Origin of the sequence: Bradyrhizobium pachyrhizi, assembly GCF_001189245.1 — a bacterium.
In the GTDB taxonomy this organism is placed as follows: domain Bacteria; phylum Pseudomonadota; class Alphaproteobacteria; order Rhizobiales; family Xanthobacteraceae; genus Bradyrhizobium; species Bradyrhizobium pachyrhizi.
Map to the genome: position 1 here is coordinate 170,203 of NZ_LFIQ01000051.1, position 18,559 is coordinate 188,761.

The window sequence follows — 18,559 nt, forward strand, 5'->3', positions numbered from 1 at the left end:
ACGCATTCGCATTTCGCGACGAGACACCTGCCGCTAGGGCGTCAGAACCACACGACTTCACCGTCCGCTTCATGCGCACTCGTCAGTTGCGCAATCGGCGTCCACCGCATCTCGACCCACGTTCGTGACGACCGCGAAGCGCCCCTCAATCGGGTGAGACGGGCGGAATTGGATCACTGATTTGCCCGACGACGGAAGCGGGATTTTGCCCGTCGGGGTGATTTGTCGCAGCCATCGTGCGGTGGGCACGGAGCGTCGCGCCGCTCAGCTTCCGAGCTGAATGGTGCGCTCCAGCGCCGCGGCGAAGCCGTTAAGGGGGACGTTAAAGACGACGGCCTGCCCGTTGCTGATGTTCTGCGCGGCAACGGTGAGCGTTTTGGCCTTGCTGATAGTGTCGGTCACGACCGTGGGAAAGGATACCGGCAGCAAGCAACCTTGCGCCGTGCAGGTGGAAAAGCGTGTCTGCTCCAGATCCCTGCCGTCCAGCCTGAGGACGGCGCCGGCGTCGAACTTCAGCCCGAACGGCATCAATATGTTGCCTTCGGCCTTTCCGTCCCTGGGAATCAGTTCGATGGCGAAGATTTGCTGATTGGTCTCCTTGGCGAGTTGTGTCTGTCCGAGGGTACACAGCTTGGCCCCGCCGTCGAGCTGGCATTTGACGATCCAGTCTCCGTAGGTTTCGCTGATCGCGGAAGCACCCTTGGGAATCTGGACGGCGCGGACAACGCCATCCATCGCGGACGTCTGGCTCCGCGTATCGATCTGCATGGAGACGGTGCTCCCACTGGCATCCGAAGCATCGGGAGTTCGGGCGGCTTGCGCCGAACCGACGCCGGCCATGACGACGAGAGCGACGATCGCCCGAAGACGCCTGTCTGCTGCGCTGACCATCACCATTGCATTCGCTCCGCCTCGTTACGTCCCGAAACCGGTCTGCCTTTTCGTCGGCATATTCGTGGGTATATTTCCCACGTATCCGAGATACAGCTACTTGGAGAACCGCTGATATGCAAGAGTTGATCGCCGCCGGCGTGATTGTCGCGATTTGTTGCGTTCTGCGGCGGGTATTTCTGGGCGATTGCACGTGAAGCCATGTCCTCGAACAAGGCCGCGAACAAGCAACAACGCAAATGGTAGTCCGGCGCCTCCACCTTGCTCCCGTGATTTGCCCGCGGGGCGCGTTTTCAACTAAGCTCGCCGGATGGACATGCTCGTCAAGCTCTACGCCCTGCCCGATTCGCGGCCCGCCTACGATCGATTGCTCAAGGCCGGAATTGTCATGCGCCGCGCGCTCGCCCCGGAAAAGCACAGGGTTGTGGCCTGGGTGCGGGAGACATTCAGCGAGGCGTGGGCCAGCGAAACCGAGGTCGCGTTCAGCCGCCAACCGGTCTCCTGCTTCATCGCGATCCAGCAAAAGAAGATCCTCGGATTCGCCTGCCACGACGCGGCCTGTCGCAACTTCTTCGGTCCGACCGGCGTCGCGCCGAAGGCGCAGCAGGGCGGAATCGGCAAGGCGCTGCTGTTCGCCTGCCTCGAGGACATGAAGCACCAGGGCTTCGGCTACGCGATCATCGGCGGCGTCGGGCCGGCGGAATTCTATACGAAAGCTGTCGGCGCGGTGGCCATCGAAGGCTCCGCGCCGGGAATCTATCGAGGATTGCTGTAGCTGTGCCGCAGGTCCATTTTCCCGGTCTTGTCGCGCTACGAGACAGACTGACAATGTCTGCGTTCACGGAGATCGGGTAACCCAAGGATGGCTGGCGGGTTGAAAATCACGACCGGCATCATCGCCGCGGTGCTGGTCATTGCAGCGGTGGCTCAGGTGCGCAGCGTGCTCGCCCCGCTTGCGGCCGCTCTGTTCATCATCGCGATCGTCTGGCCCGTTCAGCAACGGCTGCAGTCGTGGCTGCCGAAACTGCTCGCGCTCGCCATTACCATCGTTGTTACGGTTGCCACCTGCATCGCGTTTGCCTCGCTGGCAGGATGGGGGTTCGGCCGCGTCGGGCGCTCCTTGATCGCGGATGCGGCGCGGTATCAGGCCTTCTACGATGCCGCGGTGATCTGGCTCGACGGCCATGGCGTCTCGTTCGCCGGCGTCTGGGCGGAGCATTTCAATGTCGGCTGGCTGTTGCGCACCACGCAATACGTCACGGGCCGCGTCAACACCACATTGAGTTTCTGGCTCATCGCGCTGGTCTATGTCGTGCTGGGACTTCTCGAGGTCGAGGACGCTGGTCGACGAATCCAGCGGTTGGAGAATCCCACAGCTGCGCGCGTCCTGCTCAAGGGCAGCAAAGCGACGGCCGCCAAGTTTCGCAAATATATGCTGGTGCGGACGCAGATGAGCGCGGTCACGGGTCTCCTGGTCGGCCTGTTCGCCGCTGTAACCGGGTTGCCATTCGCATTCGAATGGGGCGTGATCGCCTTTGTCCTCAACTACGTTCCTTTCATCGGCCCTTTCATCGCGACGCTGTTCCCCACGCTGCTGGCCATGACGCAGTTCGAGAGCTGGCCCGCGGTGTTTGGCGTGTTCGCCTGTCTCAACGTCATCCAGTTCGTGGTAGGCAGCTATGTCGAACCGCGGGTGGCCGGCTCGACATTGTCGATCTCGCCGTTTCTGGTGCTGTTTGCAATCTTCTTCTGGAGCTCGCTTTGGGGCCTGTTCGGGACCTTCATCGGTGTGCCGATCACGCTCGCTATTCTGACCTTCTGTGCCGAGAGTCCGTCGGCCGCATGGATAGCCGATCTGTGTGGCGGATCGCACCAAGACAAGCCGGAAGCGTCCTAGCCTGCGGCAATCTCAACCCGCTCGGGCTCGGCGAGGCAGAGCTTCCGGTCCGGGCCGACCATCATTTTGTGGATATAGAAATAGCTGGCTGCATCGTCGGCCCCCATCACCGGCGACGGGGCCGAGACGATCCTCGACGCACCACATGTACCGATCCAATCGATATGCCTGTGACCGTGCATCACCACCGAGCGATCGGAAAACCTTTGCAACCTGCGTACAAACCAGCTGCCGTTGATCAAGGCTGTCCCAATGCGCTCGGCAAATGTCTTCACCGGCATGGGATATTCCATCACGTGATGATGTAACGCGATGGTCCAGCATGCCGTCGGAAAATGACGGATCGCAGCCTCCAACCGCCGCGTTTGCGCTTCCGAAACCAAACCGAGCGCGTTGGTGAAGGAGAAGTGGGTTTCGGCGTTGGAGTTGAGAATGGCGATCCCGAGGCCACCGTCCTGGTCCGGCAGCAGGATCATTGGGAATTGATCATCGAACAGGCCGCGGAGTGCCGCTGCGCGGCGCACGCCCCCGTGCTGCGCAAACTGTGTTATCCGATCACGATAAGGGGCCAGCGCCTGGTTCAGCGTGGCCGACGGTTTGCCGGAACCGTCAATGACGCGCACGCGATCGCCCTGGACGGCCGCGATCGCCGACAGGGCACGCATCTGCCGTAACCGCTTGCCAGGGCTGAACGGCAGGTCGAGGCGCGCGGGATTGGCACGATCCACGACGTTAACGTCATGATTGCCCGGAAGCATGATGATGCGTGCTGCGAGCTCGGGATGACCTGCCAATGCATCGAGAAATTCCGCCCATTCGCCGGGCCGGCCGGCGTCCGTCATATCGCCGCTGATCAGCACATGGTCGAGCGGATCAACGGTGTGAATTTCGGCAAGGCGAGCCAACACGCGATTGAAGTGTTCGTTTCCCCGCGGACCGGCGGTCCCGCTTTCGATGCGGAAGCCGTACCGCTCGCCGACCACGTGAAGATCGGATAGATGTGCAAGGCGCCAGCAGCGGCCTCCGGACGGCGTCGCGTCGAATCCGGCCAGGTCGGCCGGTTGTTCCATACTGGCATCGGCCACGCTCCAGGCCAGTGACGCGACCGCAAGATAGCAGGACACCAGCACCACGGCGTTCGCGAACGTCGGCAACACCAGACGATGGATCAGAACAAGGTCATTGACGGTCGCAGCCCATTGCGAGGCAGGCCAGACCAGGGCCGCGATCAATGCCGCCCCCGCGGAGAGCAGTATGCCGGCGCCGATCGAGCAACCGCGGCGCAGCCTCGTGCGAGAGGCAGGAGTTGCGCCGGTGCGCCAAAGCAGCTCCGCCAGATGGCCCAGTGCCTCGCGCGTGAAGGCATAACTCGGTTGAACCGCGAGCGCGTTCAGCGACCAGAAGCTTGTTTCCGCGATTTGAAGCAGCGGTCGCCCGCCGAGCCATCCCAACGCCGCGATCGCAATCAGCGCCAGCACGGCGCCCACTTCGGACAGGGCAAGAGCGTGTTGCGAAACGCTCGAAATCCAGGCGGATGCGACCAGTGGCGCAAGGCCGAGCAGCACGCCCGGAAGCAGAAGCGAAACCGTCCAGGCGAACAACAGTTTCGCCGGGCTTATCTCAACCAGAAGGCTACCCAAGATCGCGAACAACGAACGCTGTTCCGGGCTGGCGGCATTGTCCTCAAAGTCGCCGTGGCGGGGATCAAGCAGCACGCCGACGTCCTCCGTTACACGGCGCATTCTGTCACAAACCGCTTCAGACCAACATACGCGTCAGCCTTAGCGCAGCTTCCCGAAGAACTCGCGCACCTCGCCGATGAACAGCTCGGGTTGCTCGAACGCCGAGAAATGTCCGCCTTTCGGCATCTCGCTCCAGTGCTGGATGTTGGTGAAGTTTGTCTCCATCCATTTGCGGACCGGCGTGACGATCTCCTTGGGGAACACGGCAACGCCGGTCGGCACGCTCACCTTGTGCGGGGTTCGCTTGCCCGGCCCAAAACTTTCCCAATAGAGCCGCGCCGACGACGCAGCGGTCGCGGTGACCCAGTACAGCATGACGTTGTCGAGCAGTTCGTCGCGGCCGAGGATGTTTTCCGGATGGCCGTCGCAATCGGTCCAGGCCCAGAATTTTTCCAGGATCCAGGCCGCCTGCCCGCTCGGGGAATCCGTCAGGCCATAGCCTAGCGTCTGCGGCCGGGTGGACTGCTGCTTGGAATAGCCGGAATCCCAGTCGGCATAATATTTGATGCCGTTGAGTGCCCTCGTCTCCTCCGGCGTCGGCTGCCCCTCGACATTGGGCCGGGTCGACATCGCAAGCGTGATGTGGATGCCGGCGCAGTGCGCCGCATCCTGTCCGCCGATCGCAGTCGTGACCGCGGAGCCCAGTCGCCGCCTTGCGCGAAATAGCTGGCGTAGCCGAGCCGCTGCATCAGGACGGCCCAGGATTTGGCGATCCGGTCGACGCCCCAGCCCGTCGCTATGGGCTTGGCCGAGAAGCCGAAGCCCGGCAGTGACGGACACACCACGTGGAAGGCATCGGCCGCGCGGCCGCCATGCGCCACGGGATCGGTCAGCGGTTCGATCACCTTGTGGAATTCGACCACCGATCCCGGCCAGCCATGGGTGATGATCAACGGCCGCGCCTCCGGATGCTTCGAGCGGACATGGATGAAGTGGATGTCGAGCCCGTCGATTTCGGTGGTGAACTGGCTGAAGCGGTTGAGCCGCGCCTCGCGCTGCTGCCAGTCATAGGTCTCGGCCCAATAATGGCAGACGTCCTTGATCCATTGCAGCGGCGCGCCCTGGCTCCAGTCGTCGACCAGTTCGGCTTCCGGCCAGCGGGTCCGGCGCAGCCGACTACGCAGATCCTCGAGGACATCGTCGCTGACGGCGATGCGGAACGGGCTGATGGCGGTCATGGCGTCTCCCCGGGGATGCTGAACTTTCGGGGAAGATAGGCTCGCGAAGCCTGCCGATCAAATCCGCAGCCGTAATTTGCGGCGCCTCTCTCCGTCGTCTGCACAAACCCTGCACGACAAAGTCCATCACGGCCGCCGCCATCTTGTTAAGAGAGGCGGCGATGGCTCGGCGTGAATCGCGCACGATCGAGGCACGCATATCGCATCTCACGGAGATTCCTCTGGCACTCTATCTGACGAGCATCCTGAACGCGCAAGACGTTCTGTTGAAGCTGGGATTGCCGCTGATCATCATGTTCTCAGCGGGGTGGATCATCATCCGGCGATGGATGCTGATGCCCGGCATCGCTGCGTCAGGATTTTCGCCGGCCGCATCGGCGGCCCTGTTCGCCCCCGTTCTCCTCGTCATCTACTTCTGCTTGCTGCAATCCAGCATGCAGGACGGCATTGCCGCGCATGCGGAGCTCGTCATTTTATACGGCGCGATTTTCGCACCGACATTTCTTCTGCTCGTTCCGTTCGGGGTCGCTTCCCTGATCCGGATGCGCCGGCAAGGCAAGCCGCTCGGCAATGGGCTGCTGTGTATCGCATTTGCTGCCTGGCCGATCCTGCAGGTGGCGTGGATGTGTCTGCTGTTCGGCGAGTGGGAATAGCTTGCCGGGCTATTTGCCGATCGCCGCCTCGAGCAGTGCCTGGGCCTGCCTGGTGGCCGCGGCGAAGGCCGGCTGTTGCGGCGCGCGCTCGGTGAAGCAGCGCTTGAACGCATCCTCGCCCTGTTGGTGCAGGTCGCCGAGCTTGTCATAGGCCTGCCTGCTGATCTGCTTGCGCTCGAGCTTCTCGGCCGCCGCATCGGCCTTCTTGTTGTAGTCGGTGCGGATCGCGGTGCAGGCCGGCACTTGCACCGCCGGCTCGATCTCGGCATAGGCGACATACATCTTGCCGCCGGCGAGCGCCGACACGAACACCTCGTCGGCCCTGTCGGGGAACGAATCCTGGGTGCGGCCGGCCAGGAAGCCGTAAGCCAGGGTGGCCGACGCCGGCTTGGCGATCGGCAAGTCGTCGAAATTGACCACCGCAGCATCGGTCGAGATCGCCTGGGTGTAGAGACCCTCGAACTTCAGGGCGGCATCGACCTGCTGCGGCAGGTTCTTGCTGCCCTTGTCCCACCAGGTCTTGTGTTCGTGCAGCCAGCGCGTGAACAGAGACTCGGTGGTGACGATGATATGGGCTTTCGGCTCGACGAAGCTGCCGTCGGCACGCTTTTCTCCGATCTTTGCCCCGTCCCTGCCGGTGTCGGCATCGAAGCGCAGGCCGTCCAGCATGCCGAACCCCATATCGCCTTTATATAGAGTGTCGAGGTTGAGCTGGGCGGGAGCAAAGCCCGGCCGGGCGGGCTGGGACAGGATGGCCGTCAGCTGCCCCTTCAGCTCGTCGCGCGCGGCCGCCTCGGCCTTGTCGACGGCCTCATTGATCTTGTTGTCGTTCGACAGCTTGGCGAATTTGGCGATCGCGGCGTCACGCGCGGCGATATAGCGGTCTTCCGGCGATGCGGCGCGAGCCGGCGAAAGCAGCAGGATCGGGGAAAGGACGAGGGCAAAGCGGAAAATAAAATGCATGCCCTGTGGTCGTCCGCAGGGCATGCAAGGTTCAAGGTCACGGGTACTACCAGCATATCCCTCGCCGGCAGACCCTCTGCCGGCGCAGGATCTCGTCAAGGCGAGTCGGTCAGGCCGCCTTTGGCACGGTGCCGTCGTCAGGCCGCCTTGGACTTCGCCACGTGGGTGGCGATCGCGTCCATCAACGGCGGCGACAGGCAATCATAGGGCTCGAGTCCAAGCTCCTTGAGCCGCGACCTGATCCCGGCCATATCGGCCGGCTTGACGCCGGACTCGATCACCGACGACACGAAGGCGGCAAATCCGGGCGCTGCCGAGCCGGACTCCTGGAACAACTCGGGATGGATGAAATCGAGGCCATAGAACGGATGGCCCTTGTTCTCGATCCGGCCGTACATGTGGGTGCCGCATCCGGTGCAGGCATGGCGCTGGATCACCGCCGCCGCATCGACGATCTTCAGCTTGTCGCCGTTCTCCAGCACGGTGACGTTCTCGCGCGGCACCACCGCGACCACCGAGAAGGTGGCGCCCGAAGGCTTCCAGCATTTGGTGCAGCCGCAGGCATGGTTGTGGGCGACGTCGCCCTTAATGCCGACCTTGACCGGCTTGTCCGCGCATTTGCAGACGAGCGTGCCGCCGGCAAAACTGCCGGAGCCTTGCTTGACGCCATTGTCGACCGACGGGTGGATATGAACAGTCATTGACCTATCCTCCTAGTGCTTGGTGTTTTGATTTCAGAATACGACGACCGAACGGATCGATTTTCCCTCGTGCATCAGGTCGAAGCCCTTGTTGATCTCGTCGAGTTTCAGCACGTGGGTGATCATCGGATCGATCTGGATCTTTCCGCCCATGTACCAGTCGACGATCTTCGGCACGTCGGTGCGGCCGCGCGCGCCGCCGAAGGCCGTGCCCTTCCAGACGCGTCCGGTGACGAGCTGGAACGGCCGGGTCGCGATCTCCTTGCCGGACTCCGCGACACCGATCACCACCGAGACGCCCCAGCCGCGATGGCAGGCTTCCAGCGCCTGCCGCATCACGTTGGTGTTGCCGGTGCAGTCGAAGGTGTAGTCGGCACCGCCGTCGGTCAGGCCCACCAGGTGCTGCACGATGTCGCCGCCCACCTTGGTCGGATTGACGAAATGCGTCATGCCGAACTGCTTGCCCCAGGCTTCCTTGGAGTCATTGATATCGACGCCGATGATCTTGTCGGCGCCGACCATCTTGGCGCCCTGGATCACGTTGAGGCCGATGCCGCCGAGGCCGAACACCACCACGTTGGAGCCCGGCGTCACCTTGGCGGTGTTGACGACCGCGCCGACACCGGTGGTGACGCCGCAGCCGATGTAGCAGCTCTTGTCGAACGGCGCGTCCTCGCGAATCTTGGCCACCGCGATCTCGGGCAGCACGGTGAAGTTCGAGAAGGTCGAGCAGCCCATATAGTGGAAGACCGTCTTGCCCTTGTAGCTGAAGCGCGAGGTGCCGTCGGGCATCACGCCCTTGCCCTGGGTGGCGCGGATCGCGGTGCAGAGATTGGTCTTCTGGCTCAGGCAGCTTTTGCACTGCCGGCATTCCGGCGTGTAGAGCGGGATCACGTGATCGCCCGGCTTCACCGACGTGACGCCGGCGCCGACCTCGCGAACGATGCCCGCACCTTCGTGCCCGAGGATCGAGGGAAAGATGCCCTCGCTGTCGAAGCCGTCGAGCGTGTAGGCATCGGTGTGACAGATGCCCGTCGCCTTGATCTCGACCAGGACCTCGCCGGCCTTGGGGCCCTCCAGATCGAGCTCGACGATCTCAAGCGGCTTCTTTGCTTCAAATGCGACTGCGGCGCGGGTCTTCATCTTGGTCTCCACAAAACGTCAAACAGGTTTCTCGTTCGCACCGGACGGGCTCACTTCTTGTCGTTGTGGCCCATGCAGGCGTCTTCCGCCTTTCCATAGGCTTCCGATTTGTCTTCGTGCTTGGCCGGCCGAACACGCCCAACCGCGTCGTTGGCGCGGGCCCGCAGGTAGACATAGAGGTCGTCCATGTAGCAGGCAACGTTGGGGTTATCGCCGAACGCCGGCATCACGTTCTCCTGCGCCGTGGAAACGTTCTTGCGTCCGCTCGCGACCACGCCCATGAAATCCGCGTAGCTCATGGTCTTCAGCGAATTCGCCAGCGCCGGAGCATAGGTCGATCCCATGCCGTCGGGGCCGTGGCAGACATGGCACTCCGAATGATAGCGGCGATAGCCGGAGTAGGTGTACCAGTCCGTCGTGCCGTCGGCCGTAACCTTGAACGTCGGGTTTCCATCCTTGTCGAGATACTTGCCGTCCTCGGACTTGACGGCGGTCGGGTCGCCAGCGTCCTCGGCGGAGGCAACTCCACCCATTGCCACGACAAAGATCGCAGCACTCACAAACCAGATCTTACGCAAAAGCATATCCTCGCGTGCAGATTGAAGACGGACCGGCGCATGGAGATCGCTCCATGCGCCGGAACGAGGTTGCTCAGCTCACTGCTGCGGCAGCGAGAACACGGTGAGCGTTCCGCCGAGCGCAGTGTAGTTGCTCAGCGCGGCATAGCCGCCGACTGCGCCGAGACCGGCCGTCGGATCAGTCAGGCCGGCCGCGAGGCCGATGCCTGCCCAACCGCCAACACCCGACAGAATGGCGACGTACTGCTTGCCGCCATGCTCATAGGTAGTGACGTTGCCGATGATGCCGGACGGGGTCTTGAACTTGTAGAGCTCCTTGCCCGTCTTGGCGTCGACAGCCTTCAGGTAGCCTTCCAGCGTGCCGTAGAACACCACGCCGCCGGCAGTCGCGAGCGCACCCGACCAGACCGAGAACTGCTCCTTGTTCGACCACACGATCTTGCCGGTCTTGCCGTCCCAGGCGATGAAGTTGCCCATGTTGGTCTCACCGGGAGGCGGATACATCGACAGCGTCGCGCCGACATAGGGCTGACCTGCGGTGTAGCTCACCTTGAACGGCTCGTAGTCCATGCAGACGTGGTTGGTCGGCACGTAGAACAGCTGCGTGTCCGGCGAGTAGGCTGCCGGCTGCTCGTCCTTCGAGCCGAGCGCGGCCGGGCAGATGCCCTTCACGTTGACGTCCTCGCCGGCCTTGTCGGTCGACGCGGCATCGAGAACCTTCGGACGACCATAGGTCGGCGAGTCCTTCTTCATATCGACGCCGGAGGTCCAGTTCACCTTCGGATCGTACTTCTCGGCGACCAGCAGTTCGCCGGTGGCGCGATCGAGCGTGTAGCCGAGGCCGTTACGGTCGAAATGGGTCAGCAGCTTGCGCGCCTTGCCGTCGATCGTCTGATCCGAGAGGATCATCTCGTTGACGCCGTCATAGTCCCATTCGTCATGGGGCGTCATCTGGTAGACCCACTTGGCGACGCCGGTATCCGGGTTGCGTGCCCAGATCGTCATCGACCACTTGTTGTCGCCGGGACGCTGCTTCGGATTCCAGGTCGAGGGATTGCCCGACCCGTAATAGACCAGGTTCAGCTCGGGATCATAGGAGATCCAGCCCCAGGTCGCGCCGCCGCCGATCTTCCACTGATCGCCCTGCCAGGTCTTCAAGCTCGAATCCTTGCCGATCGGCTTGCCAAGCTCGGTGGTCTTGTCGTCGACCAGGAGCTGGTCATCCGGGCCTTCCGAGAAGCCGCGCCAAACCTGCTTGCCGGTCTTGATGTCGTAAGCGGTCACATGAGCCTGGACGCCGAACTCGCCGCCGGAGATGCCGAGCAGCACCTTGTCCTTGACCACCAGCGGCGCGGAGGTGCCGGTCGAGCCCTTGCTGGGATCGCCGTTCTTCACCGTCCATTCGACCTTGCCGGTCTTGGCATCGAGCGCCACCAGCGTGGTGTCGGCCTGGTGCAGGAAGATCTTGCCGTCGCCATAGGCAACGCCGCGGTTGACCGTGTCGCAGCACATCACCGGAATGACGTTCGGATCCTGCTTCGGTTCGTACTTCCAGACGATCTTGTTGTCCTGCGAAAGGTCAAGAGCATAGACCTTGTTTGGGAACGGGGTGTGGACGTACATGATGTTGCCGATGATCAGCGGGCCACCCTCGTGGCCGCGCAGTACGCCGGTCGAAAACGTCCATGCGACCTGCAACTTTCCGACGTTCGAGGCGTTGATCTGATTCAGCTTGGAGTAACGCTGATTGGCGTAGTCTCCGGCCGGCATCACCCAGTCTTTCGGGTTCTGCGACATCTTGTGGAGTTCGTCATTGGCGTTGGCCGCTCCGGCGGCAAATACCGCCATTGCCCCAAGACCGGTCGCGTAAAGCATCTTGCGCATCGTGGATTTCCTCCCAGGTTCAAGAGCTCAAGGGTTTCCGCCGAAACGGCCCCACTTCTTCCATTTTGGTGCCCCAGTCGTAGTCCTCTTGAAGCGCGCTGACTTGCCCAAAAGAGAAGAGCCGTTTGCTCAAAAGCGAAGCTTCGTCAGATTTTTGTCGCCCGGCCCTGAATTGGCTGGAAAGCTTGCTTCATGTTGCAGGGCATCAATCGCGGCCGGCGCGATCCGGATGCCAGATTGACGCGTGCTAAGGTTGCGCTTGACGAGCCCAGAACTAAGTCGGAGGATCACCCGACATTAACCGGGAAGAAATCCCGCCGCCTCCCTAAGCTATTCAGAATCAGGGAGAAGGCGCATCATCCCGGGCCAGACTTAAGCTCGGTGAGCAGTCACGTGGGGATCGAATCGGTGGCTGGAAAGATGTCCGATACAGTCCATTCTCTCAGCACGAACGGATTGACGCCCAAGCGGCAGATTCAGCGCTGGTCGGATGCGCTCACTGACCTTTGCGGCCAGTTCGACGTCGATGCGCTGGAAGGATCCTCGCTCGAAGCCCGGGTCAATTTCACGACGGTATCGCGCCTGAAGCTGTGTCAGATCGAGGCAAGCCAGCACCGGATCGCGCATACCATCTCGCGGATCAAGCTGAGCGAGCACCCCTACATCAAGATCGTGTTCCAGACCCACGGCGTCTCGCATTTCGAGCAGGACGGCCTGCACTTCGACATCATGCCGGGCGACTGCTTCGCCTATGACGTGTCGTGTCCGCACACCATCATCAGCCCGTCGCTGACGCGGCACGAGGTTGTCATCGTGCCGAAGGACCTGCTCAAGGAGCGCGGCTTCCAGCTCTCCAAGATGGCACCGTGCAAGCTGTCGGCGCGCAACGGCACCGGCCGCATCGCCTATGATTTCGTCCATGCCGCCTTCGGCGAGGCACCGACGCTGACGCCGGTCAACGCCGTCGGCGTGGCTGATGCGCTGATCGACTTGCTGCTGTTGCCGCTGCGCGAGACCGGCGCGATGTTCGATCGCGGCAGCGCCGAGGCTACCTATGTACGGGCCCAGGGCTTCATCCGCGAGCATCTGCGCGATCCGGATCTCTGCATCGACCGCATTTCCGCGGCGCTCGGTTGCTCGAAGCGCTATCTGCACATGCTGTTCAGCGATCGCGGCATGACGGTCAGCGACTACATCTGGAAGGCCCGGCTGCAGAACTGCCGGCAGGAACTGGAGTCCCAGAACGGCAAGACCATCACCGACGTCGCGTTCTCCTGGGGCTTCTCGAGCTCGTCGCATTTCAGCCGCGTCTTCCGGAAGTATTTCGGCATCGCGCCCTCCTCCGTCCACAAGGGCCTGCACGGCGGCATGCCGGCCGATGTGGTGCTGGAATAGCGGTTCCGTCCGACGTGCAGGCGTTGCGCCATGCCGTCCGCCAACAGACTTTCTCCAATCAAGTTGTCCTCAACCAGGCTGTCCTCGATCAAGGTTTGGGCACGCAACCTCAAACGGGACAGCGTTGCGCTGTATCTCGCATCGCATGATCCGCGCGTGCCCTGGTATGCCAAGGCCCTTGCCGTCGCCGTCGCGGCCTATGCGCTGTCTCCCATCGATCTGATCCCGGATTTCATTCCGGTGATCGGCTATCTCGATGATCTGATCCTGCTGCCGCTCGGCATCTGGCTTGCGATCTCGCTCGTGCCGGACGAGGTGATGGCGGAATGCCGTGCCAAGGCCGGCGCCGTCTTGCAGCGTCCGACCAGCCGGGCGGGAATGATCGCGATCGTCGTACTCTGGATTGCCGGCGCAGTGGCGCTGGCTTGGGCGGCTTTCAGATATTGGCAACAGCCAATCGTCTAGGACTGTGCGGCCTTTGGCACGAGCGCCTCGACCGTCACGCCATCATCGCTGGAATTGATGTTAAGCGTGCCGCCAAGCGCGAGGATCCGCTCCTGCATCCCGGTCAAACCGCGGCCAAGCCTGTGATCCCTCAGCAGGCCGCGGCCATTGTCGCGAACCCGCACGAGCGCGCAGTCGCGGCTGCCGCGTAGGCCGGCCTGCCGGTCCGCCGGTTCGATCGTGATATCGACCGCTGTCGCGCCGGCATGGCGGAACACGTTGGTGAGCGCCTCCTGGACGATGCGATAGATCGTGAGGTCGGCCATCTCGCCGGTGCCGCCGAGCGCCGGCGAGATGCGGCTCTCGATCTCCACCTCCGGGTGCGTTTCGCTCCATAGCCGCACCAGCGCGCCGAGCGCTTCCGCCAGCCCGAGCTCGGCCAGTCCGGCCGGCCGCAATCGCTCCAGGATCCGGCGCGTGAACTGCTGGAGCGCGTTGACCTGCTCGAGGATGGCATTGCCGTGCTTGCGCAAGGCCGCAGGGTCCGGCTTTTCGACTTCCGACAGCCGGGTCAGCGCACCGGCATGCGCGCGCAGGGCAAACAGATAGGGCCCGAACTCATCGTGCAACTCGCGCGCGATCTCCTTGCGCTCGGAATCCTGCAGCGAGACCGCGCGCTCCGCGAGCTGCCGCTTGCCCTCCACGGCATCGCCAAGGGTCACCGCCAAATGGTTCAGTTTGGCACAGATCGCGGCCAATTCCGGCGATCCGCCGGGCTCGACGCGTGCGTCGTAGTCCCCGGCCTCGATGCCGGTCATGGCTTGCGACAGTGCCTCCAGCGGCGCCAGCGCGCGGCCGACCACCAGCATGGTGACCAGAAGCAGCGCCACCGCGATCGCGGAGCCGACCTCGAGCTGGGTGACGATGCCGTCCCAGATCTCGGCGATTTCGTCGTCGGGATGCGAGGTAATGACCAGCGATTGCGGCTTGCCGTGCACCGAGATCGGCACCCGCACCGAGGTCTGCTCGGGATGAACCAGCGCGACGAACCACTGCGGCGGAGCGCGCGGATCGCCGGCGCCCTCGGGGCGGTCAGGAGATTTTGCGGTCGCGCCATCCTGCCGCGTGATGCTGACGTGACGCAACCGGCTCAGGTCGTGGACGATCTGATCGAGCCGCGCATCGGGATCCGGCGCCTCGTCGAGACCGGCCACGATCGTCGCAACGAATTCACGCGCCAGGCGGATCACGCTCTGGTCCTCGGCCTGGACACGCGGCCCCGCTTCCAGCACGAGCCGCGCAATATTGATGCCGAGGCCAAGCGCCAGGATCAGCGCCAGCAGCAGGTTGATCCGCGCGCGCAAAGATAGCTTTTGCCACATGACGTTGCCCCCGACCGCGATCCCTCCTCCGAGAGGATCGTTGACAGCCAAATTTGCCTGGCTATCTAATCGCACCCTATCGCAATCCCGCACGAGGTGCACAACCGGTCGGAACCGACCCGTCCTTCGCGCAAACCGACGTGATGATGAGTGAATCGAAGCAGGTCGCCGGAACAACGCCATGCGCATTCTGATCGTTGATGATCATCCCATCGTTGCCTCCGGTTGCCGCACCGTGTTCGCCGACGACCCCGAGATCACGCTGCTGGAAGCGGCGGATGCCGAAAGCGGCGAACGGACGTTCGTTGCGGAGAAGCCCGATCTCTGCGTGATCGACATCAACCTGCCGACGGTTTCCGGCTTCGAGTTGGCGCGCCGCATCCTGACGCATGATGCATCTGCGCGCCTCATCATGTTCAGCATGAACGACGACCCGGTGTTCGCCGCCCGCGCCATCGACATCGGCGCCAAGGGTTACGTTTCGAAGACCGGCGATCCCAACGATCTGGTGGAAGCGGTGCGCGAGGTCGGCAATGGCGGCGTCTATCTGCCGCCGGCGATCGCGCGCAACGTGGCGTTTGCGCGGCCGGGCTTTGCGCAAAATCCGCTCTCCAAGCTCACCTCGCGTGAGATGGAGATCCTGCGCCTGCTCAGCTCAGGCAAGAGCCTGTCGGAGATCGCCTGGCTGGTGCATTCGTCATACAAGACGGTCGCAAACACGTCATCGATCATGCGCCAGAAGCTTGGCGTACGCACTTCGGCAGAGCTGGTGCGGCTGGCGATCGAGAGCGGCGTCGCCTGACGCAGCGCTCCAACCAAAAGGAATACGACAATGCAGACGGTTTCCCAGAACAAGTCGCATGGCGGCACGCAAGGCGTCTATCGGCATCCAAGCCGCGAGACCAAGACCGACATGACCTTCTCGGTGTTCGTCCCTGAGCATGCGGCCGGCACCAAGCTGCCCGTCGTCACCTATCTGTCGGGCCTGACCTGCACCCACGCCAACGTCACCGAGAAGGGCGAATTCCGCCGGGCATGCGCCGAGCTCGGCCTGATCTTCGTCGCGCCCGACACCAGCCCGCGCGGCGAAGGCGTCCCCGGCGATCCCGCCAACTCATACGATTTCGGACTCGGCGCCGGCTTCTACGTCGATGCGACGGAGCAGCCGTTCGCGACCAATTACCGGATGTGGAGCTACGTCACCGAGGAATTGCCCAAGCTGATCGCCGCGCAGTTCCCGGTCGACACGACGCGGCAGTCGATCCTCGGTCATTCCATGGGCGGCCATGGTGCGCTGACGATCGCGCTGCGCCATCCCGATCGTTTTCGCGCGGCGAGCGCGTTCGCGCCGATCGTGGCGCCGTCGCAGGTGCCATGGGGCAACAAGGCGCTCGGCGGGTATCTCGGCAGCAACAAGCAGGCGTGGCGCAAGCACGACGCCGTTGCCCTGATCGAGGACGGTGCCCGCTTCTCAGATCTGCTGGTCGACTACGGCGATGCCGACGGCTTTCTCACCGAGCAGTTGCGGCCCGAATTGCTGAAGGCCGCCTGCGAGAAGGCCAACATCCCCCTCACCCTGCGCCGTCAGCCGGGCTACGACCACAGCTACTACTTCATCTCGACCTTCATGGCCGATCATCTGCGCTGGCACGCGGCACGGCTAAAGGCTTGAGCGTCACGCAGTCTGTTCATCCCGTCATCCCGAGGAGGCCGCGAAGCGGCCGTCTCGAAGGATGCACGGCCCGAATTTCAACGTGTGGCTGTAACCGGGCCGATTCATCCTTCGAGGCTCGCCCAGCGGCGCAAATGCGCCGCAAGGCTCGCACCTCAGGATGACGGAGGTCCATTCGTGCGCGCAGGCTATCGCGTCTGCGGCGCGCCGTAGTTCGGCGCGAGCAGGCGGTTGCGCACGAGGTAGTCGGTGGCACGCGACCAGGATTCGTCGGTGTTGCCGCGCATGTCGGCGCTCGCCGCTGCCAGCAATTGCCCGCTATGCACGTCGCGCAGATAGAGATTGATGTTGAGGATGAGGTTGGAGACCTTCTGCACCACGCCCGTCATCACGAGATCAGCGCCCAGTTCGCCGGCCAGCTTCACATCGCAGCCGCCGCAGGCCTGAAGATTGCTGCCATGCGCCGCGGCATTGACCGGCGCGATGTCGAGCACGCGGAACTTGCCGGAGTCCGCGAGCTCCTTGCGCACCTGGTCGCCGACCCGGAGCAGCCGCGCCTGCTCATCACTGCGTGGCCCGCTCACTTCCCCCTGCAGGCTGGTGTCGATCATCTCGAGGTCGAACACCGCGAGCTTGGGCGGCTCGGCGCGCGCCACCGCCGCAGACACCACCAGCAAAGAAACGGCGAAGGCAAACGCTGATCTCATGATTGTGAACCAATCGTAATTTGTAACGTCGCAACGACAAAAAGCGGGGTTGCAAGCTAGGCCAATTCCGGCATCTTGCAAGCCAACGGCACGGAGGCCGGATTTCCGCGCGCCATGTCGAGTGAAAAAAGACTGCGGGAGGAGTTATGTTGCGATGGCTGATCGGCACGATCGCGCTCAGCATGGTAGCGACCGGCGCGCTGGCGGCTGATCCCGTCGAGGTTCATATCGGCTATCTCGGCCACGCCGGCGTCAAGTCGACGCTCTCGCTGGTCGAGCAGCCCGCCGACAATGACGGCATCGCCGGCGCGCGCCTTGCGATCGAGGACAACAATACCACCGGAAAATTCCTCAACCAGCGCTTCGTGCTCGACGAGGTCAAGGTCAAGGACAGCGATGATGTCGCCAAGGTCGCGACCGACCTCGCCGGCCGCAACGACTATATCATCACCGACCTGCCCGCCGATGCCCTGCTCAAGGTCGCCGACGTGCTGCGCGACCGCGGCACCGTGCTGCTCAACGCCGGCGCGATCGACGATCGGCTGCGCGAGCAGGACTGCCGCGCCAATGTCATCCACATCGCACCGACCCGCTCGATGCTGGCGGACGCGCTTGGCCAATATCTGGTGTGGAAGCAGTGGAAGCGCTGGCTGCTGGTGGTCGGCTCGCATGATCAGGACAAGCTTTACGCCGACGCGCTGCGCCGCGCCGCCACCCGTTTCGGCGCCAAGATCGTTCAGGAGCGGACCTTCGAGGACACCGGCGGCGCGCGCCGCACCGACAGCGGCGTGACCTTGATCCAGCGCCAGATGCCGGTGTTCACCCAGCAGGCGCCGGCTTACGACGTGCTGGTCGCCGCCGACGAAAGCGAGGTGTTCGCGAACTATCTGCCGTACCGCACCTGGGACCCGCGTCCGGTGGCGGGCTCGGCGGGCCTGGTGCCGACCAGCTGGGATGCGGCGCATGACCAGTGGGGCGCGGTCCAGATTCAGAACCGTTTCGTCAAGCTGAACATGCGCCGCATGACCGCGCTCGACATGCAGGCGTGGACCGCCGCGCGCATGATCGGGGAAGCCACATCCCGCACCAATTCGGGGGACCCCAAGAAGGTCATCGCCTTCCTCAAGGGCAAGGATTTCTCGATTGCCGCCTTCAAGGGCACGCGATTGACCCTGCGAGACTGGAATCTGCAGCTCCGCCAGCCGATCCTGCTGGCCGATGGTCGTATGGTCGTTTCGGTCTCGCCGCAGGAAGGTTTCCTGCATCAAGTCTCCGAACTCGACACGCTCGGAGTTGACCGGCCTGAAACGAAGTGCAAGCTGCAGTGAG

General features: G+C 63.3%; 17 protein-coding genes and 1 pseudogene. 8 read left to right on the forward strand and 10 right to left on the reverse strand.

Going from position 1 to position 18,559, the window contains the following annotated elements; all coding sequences use genetic code 11:
* Positions 1-264: 264 nt before the first annotated feature.
* Entirely contained in the window at positions 265-897 is a 633-nt protein-coding gene (locus tag AKL29_RS09165) for an invasion associated locus B family protein (protein ID WP_050383911.1), read from the reverse strand.
* A 304-nt stretch (positions 898-1,201) separates the two neighbouring features.
* Here AKL29_RS09165 and AKL29_RS09170 point away from each other — a divergent pair, with 304 nt between their 5' ends.
* Both AKL29_RS09170 and AKL29_RS09175 read left to right on the forward strand, forming a co-directional pair.
* The gene (locus AKL29_RS09170; protein ID WP_050383912.1) at positions 1,202-1,666 is read left to right on the forward strand and encodes a GNAT family N-acetyltransferase; all 465 of its coding nucleotides are present in this window, start codon (positions 1,202-1,204) and stop codon (positions 1,664-1,666) included.
* A gap of 87 nt (positions 1,667-1,753) precedes the next feature.
* Positions 1,754-2,788: an AI-2E family transporter gene (locus tag AKL29_RS09175; protein ID WP_050383913.1), complete on the forward strand. Its 1,035-nt coding sequence runs from the start codon at positions 1,754-1,756 to the stop codon at positions 2,786-2,788.
* Here the strand turns inward: AKL29_RS09175 and AKL29_RS09180 are convergent.
* Both AKL29_RS09180 and AKL29_RS09185 read right to left on the reverse strand, forming a co-directional pair.
* The gene (locus tag AKL29_RS09180) at positions 2,785-4,503 is read right to left on the reverse strand and encodes a metallophosphoesterase (protein WP_347336975.1); all 1,719 of its coding nucleotides are present in this window, start codon (positions 4,501-4,503) and stop codon (positions 2,785-2,787) included. The two genes, AKL29_RS09175 and AKL29_RS09180, sit on opposite strands and share 4 nt — an antisense overlap.
* 66 nt (positions 4,504-4,569) lie before the next feature.
* Positions 4,570-5,708 (reverse strand): annotated as a pseudogene (locus AKL29_RS09185) (epoxide hydrolase family protein).
* 161 nt (positions 5,709-5,869) lie between these two features.
* On the opposite strand from AKL29_RS09185, the gene AKL29_RS09190 reads away from it, so the two are divergent.
* Entirely contained in the window at positions 5,870-6,361 is a 492-nt protein-coding gene (locus tag AKL29_RS09190; RefSeq protein ID WP_050383915.1) for a hypothetical protein, read from the forward strand.
* A 9-nt stretch (positions 6,362-6,370) separates the two neighbouring features.
* On the opposite strand, the gene AKL29_RS09195 is transcribed toward AKL29_RS09190, so the two are convergent.
* From AKL29_RS09195 to xoxF5, 5 genes are all read right to left on the reverse strand, one after another.
* Positions 6,371-7,324 carry a hypothetical protein gene (locus AKL29_RS09195; RefSeq protein WP_050383916.1) on the reverse strand — a complete coding sequence of 318 codons (954 nt, stop codon included), beginning with the start codon at positions 7,322-7,324 and terminating at the stop codon, positions 6,371-6,373.
* A gap of 137 nt (positions 7,325-7,461) precedes the next feature.
* Positions 7,462-8,025 carry an S-(hydroxymethyl)glutathione synthase gene (gene gfa, locus AKL29_RS09200; RefSeq protein WP_016847312.1) on the reverse strand — a complete coding sequence of 188 codons (564 nt, stop codon included), beginning with the start codon at positions 8,023-8,025 and terminating at the stop codon, positions 7,462-7,464.
* Between the two features lie 33 nt (positions 8,026-8,058).
* The gene (locus tag AKL29_RS09205) at positions 8,059-9,168 is read right to left on the reverse strand and encodes an S-(hydroxymethyl)glutathione dehydrogenase/class III alcohol dehydrogenase (protein ID WP_024580243.1); all 1,110 of its coding nucleotides are present in this window, start codon (positions 9,166-9,168) and stop codon (positions 8,059-8,061) included.
* A 50-nt stretch (positions 9,169-9,218) separates the two neighbouring features.
* Positions 9,219-9,701 (reverse strand): c-type cytochrome, methanol metabolism-related, encoded by a 483-nt coding sequence (locus AKL29_RS09210; protein ID WP_038376554.1) that lies wholly within the window; start codon positions 9,699-9,701, stop codon positions 9,219-9,221.
* 123 nt (positions 9,702-9,824) lie between these two features.
* A complete protein-coding gene (xoxF5, locus tag AKL29_RS09215; protein WP_028336921.1) occupies positions 9,825-11,630 on the reverse strand; it encodes a lanthanide-dependent methanol dehydrogenase XoxF5 in 1,806 nt (601 codons plus the stop codon).
* A gap of 420 nt (positions 11,631-12,050) precedes the next feature.
* Between xoxF5 and AKL29_RS09220 the strand changes: the two genes are divergently transcribed.
* A complete protein-coding gene (locus AKL29_RS09220) occupies positions 12,051-13,025 on the forward strand; it encodes a helix-turn-helix domain-containing protein (RefSeq protein ID WP_016847804.1) in 975 nt (324 codons plus the stop codon).
* 30 nt (positions 13,026-13,055) lie between these two features.
* Positions 13,056-13,490: a YkvA family protein gene (locus AKL29_RS09225; RefSeq protein ID WP_050383917.1), complete on the forward strand. Its 435-nt coding sequence runs from the start codon at positions 13,056-13,058 to the stop codon at positions 13,488-13,490.
* Here the strand turns inward: AKL29_RS09225 and AKL29_RS09230 are convergent.
* A complete protein-coding gene (locus AKL29_RS09230; protein WP_050383918.1) occupies positions 13,487-14,851 on the reverse strand; it encodes a histidine kinase in 1,365 nt (454 codons plus the stop codon). The genes AKL29_RS09225 and AKL29_RS09230 overlap by 4 nt on opposite strands.
* Positions 14,852-15,032: 181 nt before the next feature.
* Here AKL29_RS09230 and AKL29_RS09235 point away from each other — a divergent pair, with 181 nt between their 5' ends.
* Together AKL29_RS09235 and fghA are read left to right on the forward strand one after the other, a co-directional pair.
* Positions 15,033-15,653: a response regulator transcription factor gene (locus AKL29_RS09235; RefSeq protein ID WP_050383919.1), complete on the forward strand. Its 621-nt coding sequence runs from the start codon at positions 15,033-15,035 to the stop codon at positions 15,651-15,653.
* A gap of 30 nt (positions 15,654-15,683) precedes the next feature.
* Complete coding sequence (gene fghA / locus AKL29_RS09240; protein WP_050383920.1) at positions 15,684-16,523, forward strand: S-formylglutathione hydrolase; 840 nt, start codon at positions 15,684-15,686, stop codon at positions 16,521-16,523.
* A gap of 188 nt (positions 16,524-16,711) precedes the next feature.
* Here the strand turns inward: fghA and AKL29_RS09245 are convergent, their stop codons facing one another.
* Positions 16,712-17,230, reverse strand: a complete 519-nt coding sequence (locus AKL29_RS09245) for a DUF3280 domain-containing protein (protein WP_152977484.1) — start codon at positions 17,228-17,230, stop codon at positions 16,712-16,714.
* Positions 17,231-17,376: 146 nt separating this feature from the next.
* Here AKL29_RS09245 and AKL29_RS09250 point away from each other — a divergent pair, with 146 nt between their 5' ends.
* Positions 17,377-18,558, forward strand: a complete 1,182-nt coding sequence (locus AKL29_RS09250; RefSeq protein ID WP_050383921.1) for an ABC transporter substrate-binding protein — start codon at positions 17,377-17,379, stop codon at positions 18,556-18,558.
* The last annotated feature ends 1 nt before the right edge of the window (position 18,559 follow it).

What these genes read in the sequence shown, in the direction of transcription:
- AKL29_RS09165 (WP_050383911.1), bottom strand. Translation starts at nt 897, where the DNA reads ATGGTGATGGTCAGCGCAGCAGACAGGCGTCTTCGGGCGATCGTCGCT.
- AKL29_RS09170 (WP_050383912.1), top strand. Translation starts at nt 1,202, where the DNA reads ATGGACATGCTCGTCAAGCTCTACGCCCTGCCCGATTCGCGGCCCGCC.
- AKL29_RS09175 (WP_050383913.1), top strand. Translation starts at nt 1,754, where the DNA reads ATGGCTGGCGGGTTGAAAATCACGACCGGCATCATCGCCGCGGTGCTG.
- AKL29_RS09190 (WP_050383915.1), top strand. Translation starts at nt 5,870, where the DNA reads ATGGCTCGGCGTGAATCGCGCACGATCGAGGCACGCATATCGCATCTC.
- AKL29_RS09195 (WP_050383916.1), bottom strand. Translation starts at nt 7,324, where the DNA reads ATGCATTTTATTTTCCGCTTTGCCCTCGTCCTTTCCCCGATCCTGCTG.
- gfa (WP_016847312.1), bottom strand. Translation starts at nt 8,025, where the DNA reads ATGACTGTTCATATCCACCCGTCGGTCGACAATGGCGTCAAGCAAGGC.
- AKL29_RS09205 (WP_024580243.1), bottom strand. Translation starts at nt 9,168, where the DNA reads ATGAAGACCCGCGCCGCAGTCGCATTTGAAGCAAAGAAGCCGCTTGAG.
- AKL29_RS09210 (WP_038376554.1), bottom strand. Translation starts at nt 9,701, where the DNA reads ATGGGTGGAGTTGCCTCCGCCGAGGACGCTGGCGACCCGACCGCCGTC.
- xoxF5 (WP_028336921.1), bottom strand. Translation starts at nt 11,630, where the DNA reads ATGCGCAAGATGCTTTACGCGACCGGTCTTGGGGCAATGGCGGTATTT.
- AKL29_RS09220 (WP_016847804.1), top strand. Translation starts at nt 12,051, where the DNA reads ATGTCCGATACAGTCCATTCTCTCAGCACGAACGGATTGACGCCCAAG.
- AKL29_RS09225 (WP_050383917.1), top strand. Translation starts at nt 13,056, where the DNA reads ATGCCGTCCGCCAACAGACTTTCTCCAATCAAGTTGTCCTCAACCAGG.
- AKL29_RS09230 (WP_050383918.1), bottom strand. Translation starts at nt 14,851, where the DNA reads ATGTGGCAAAAGCTATCTTTGCGCGCGCGGATCAACCTGCTGCTGGCG.
- AKL29_RS09235 (WP_050383919.1), top strand. Translation starts at nt 15,033, where the DNA reads ATGCGCATTCTGATCGTTGATGATCATCCCATCGTTGCCTCCGGTTGC.
- fghA (WP_050383920.1), top strand. Translation starts at nt 15,684, where the DNA reads ATGCAGACGGTTTCCCAGAACAAGTCGCATGGCGGCACGCAAGGCGTC.
- AKL29_RS09245 (WP_152977484.1), bottom strand. Translation starts at nt 17,230, where the DNA reads ATGAGATCAGCGTTTGCCTTCGCCGTTTCTTTGCTGGTGGTGTCTGCG.
- AKL29_RS09250 (WP_050383921.1), top strand. Translation starts at nt 17,377, where the DNA reads ATGTTGCGATGGCTGATCGGCACGATCGCGCTCAGCATGGTAGCGACC.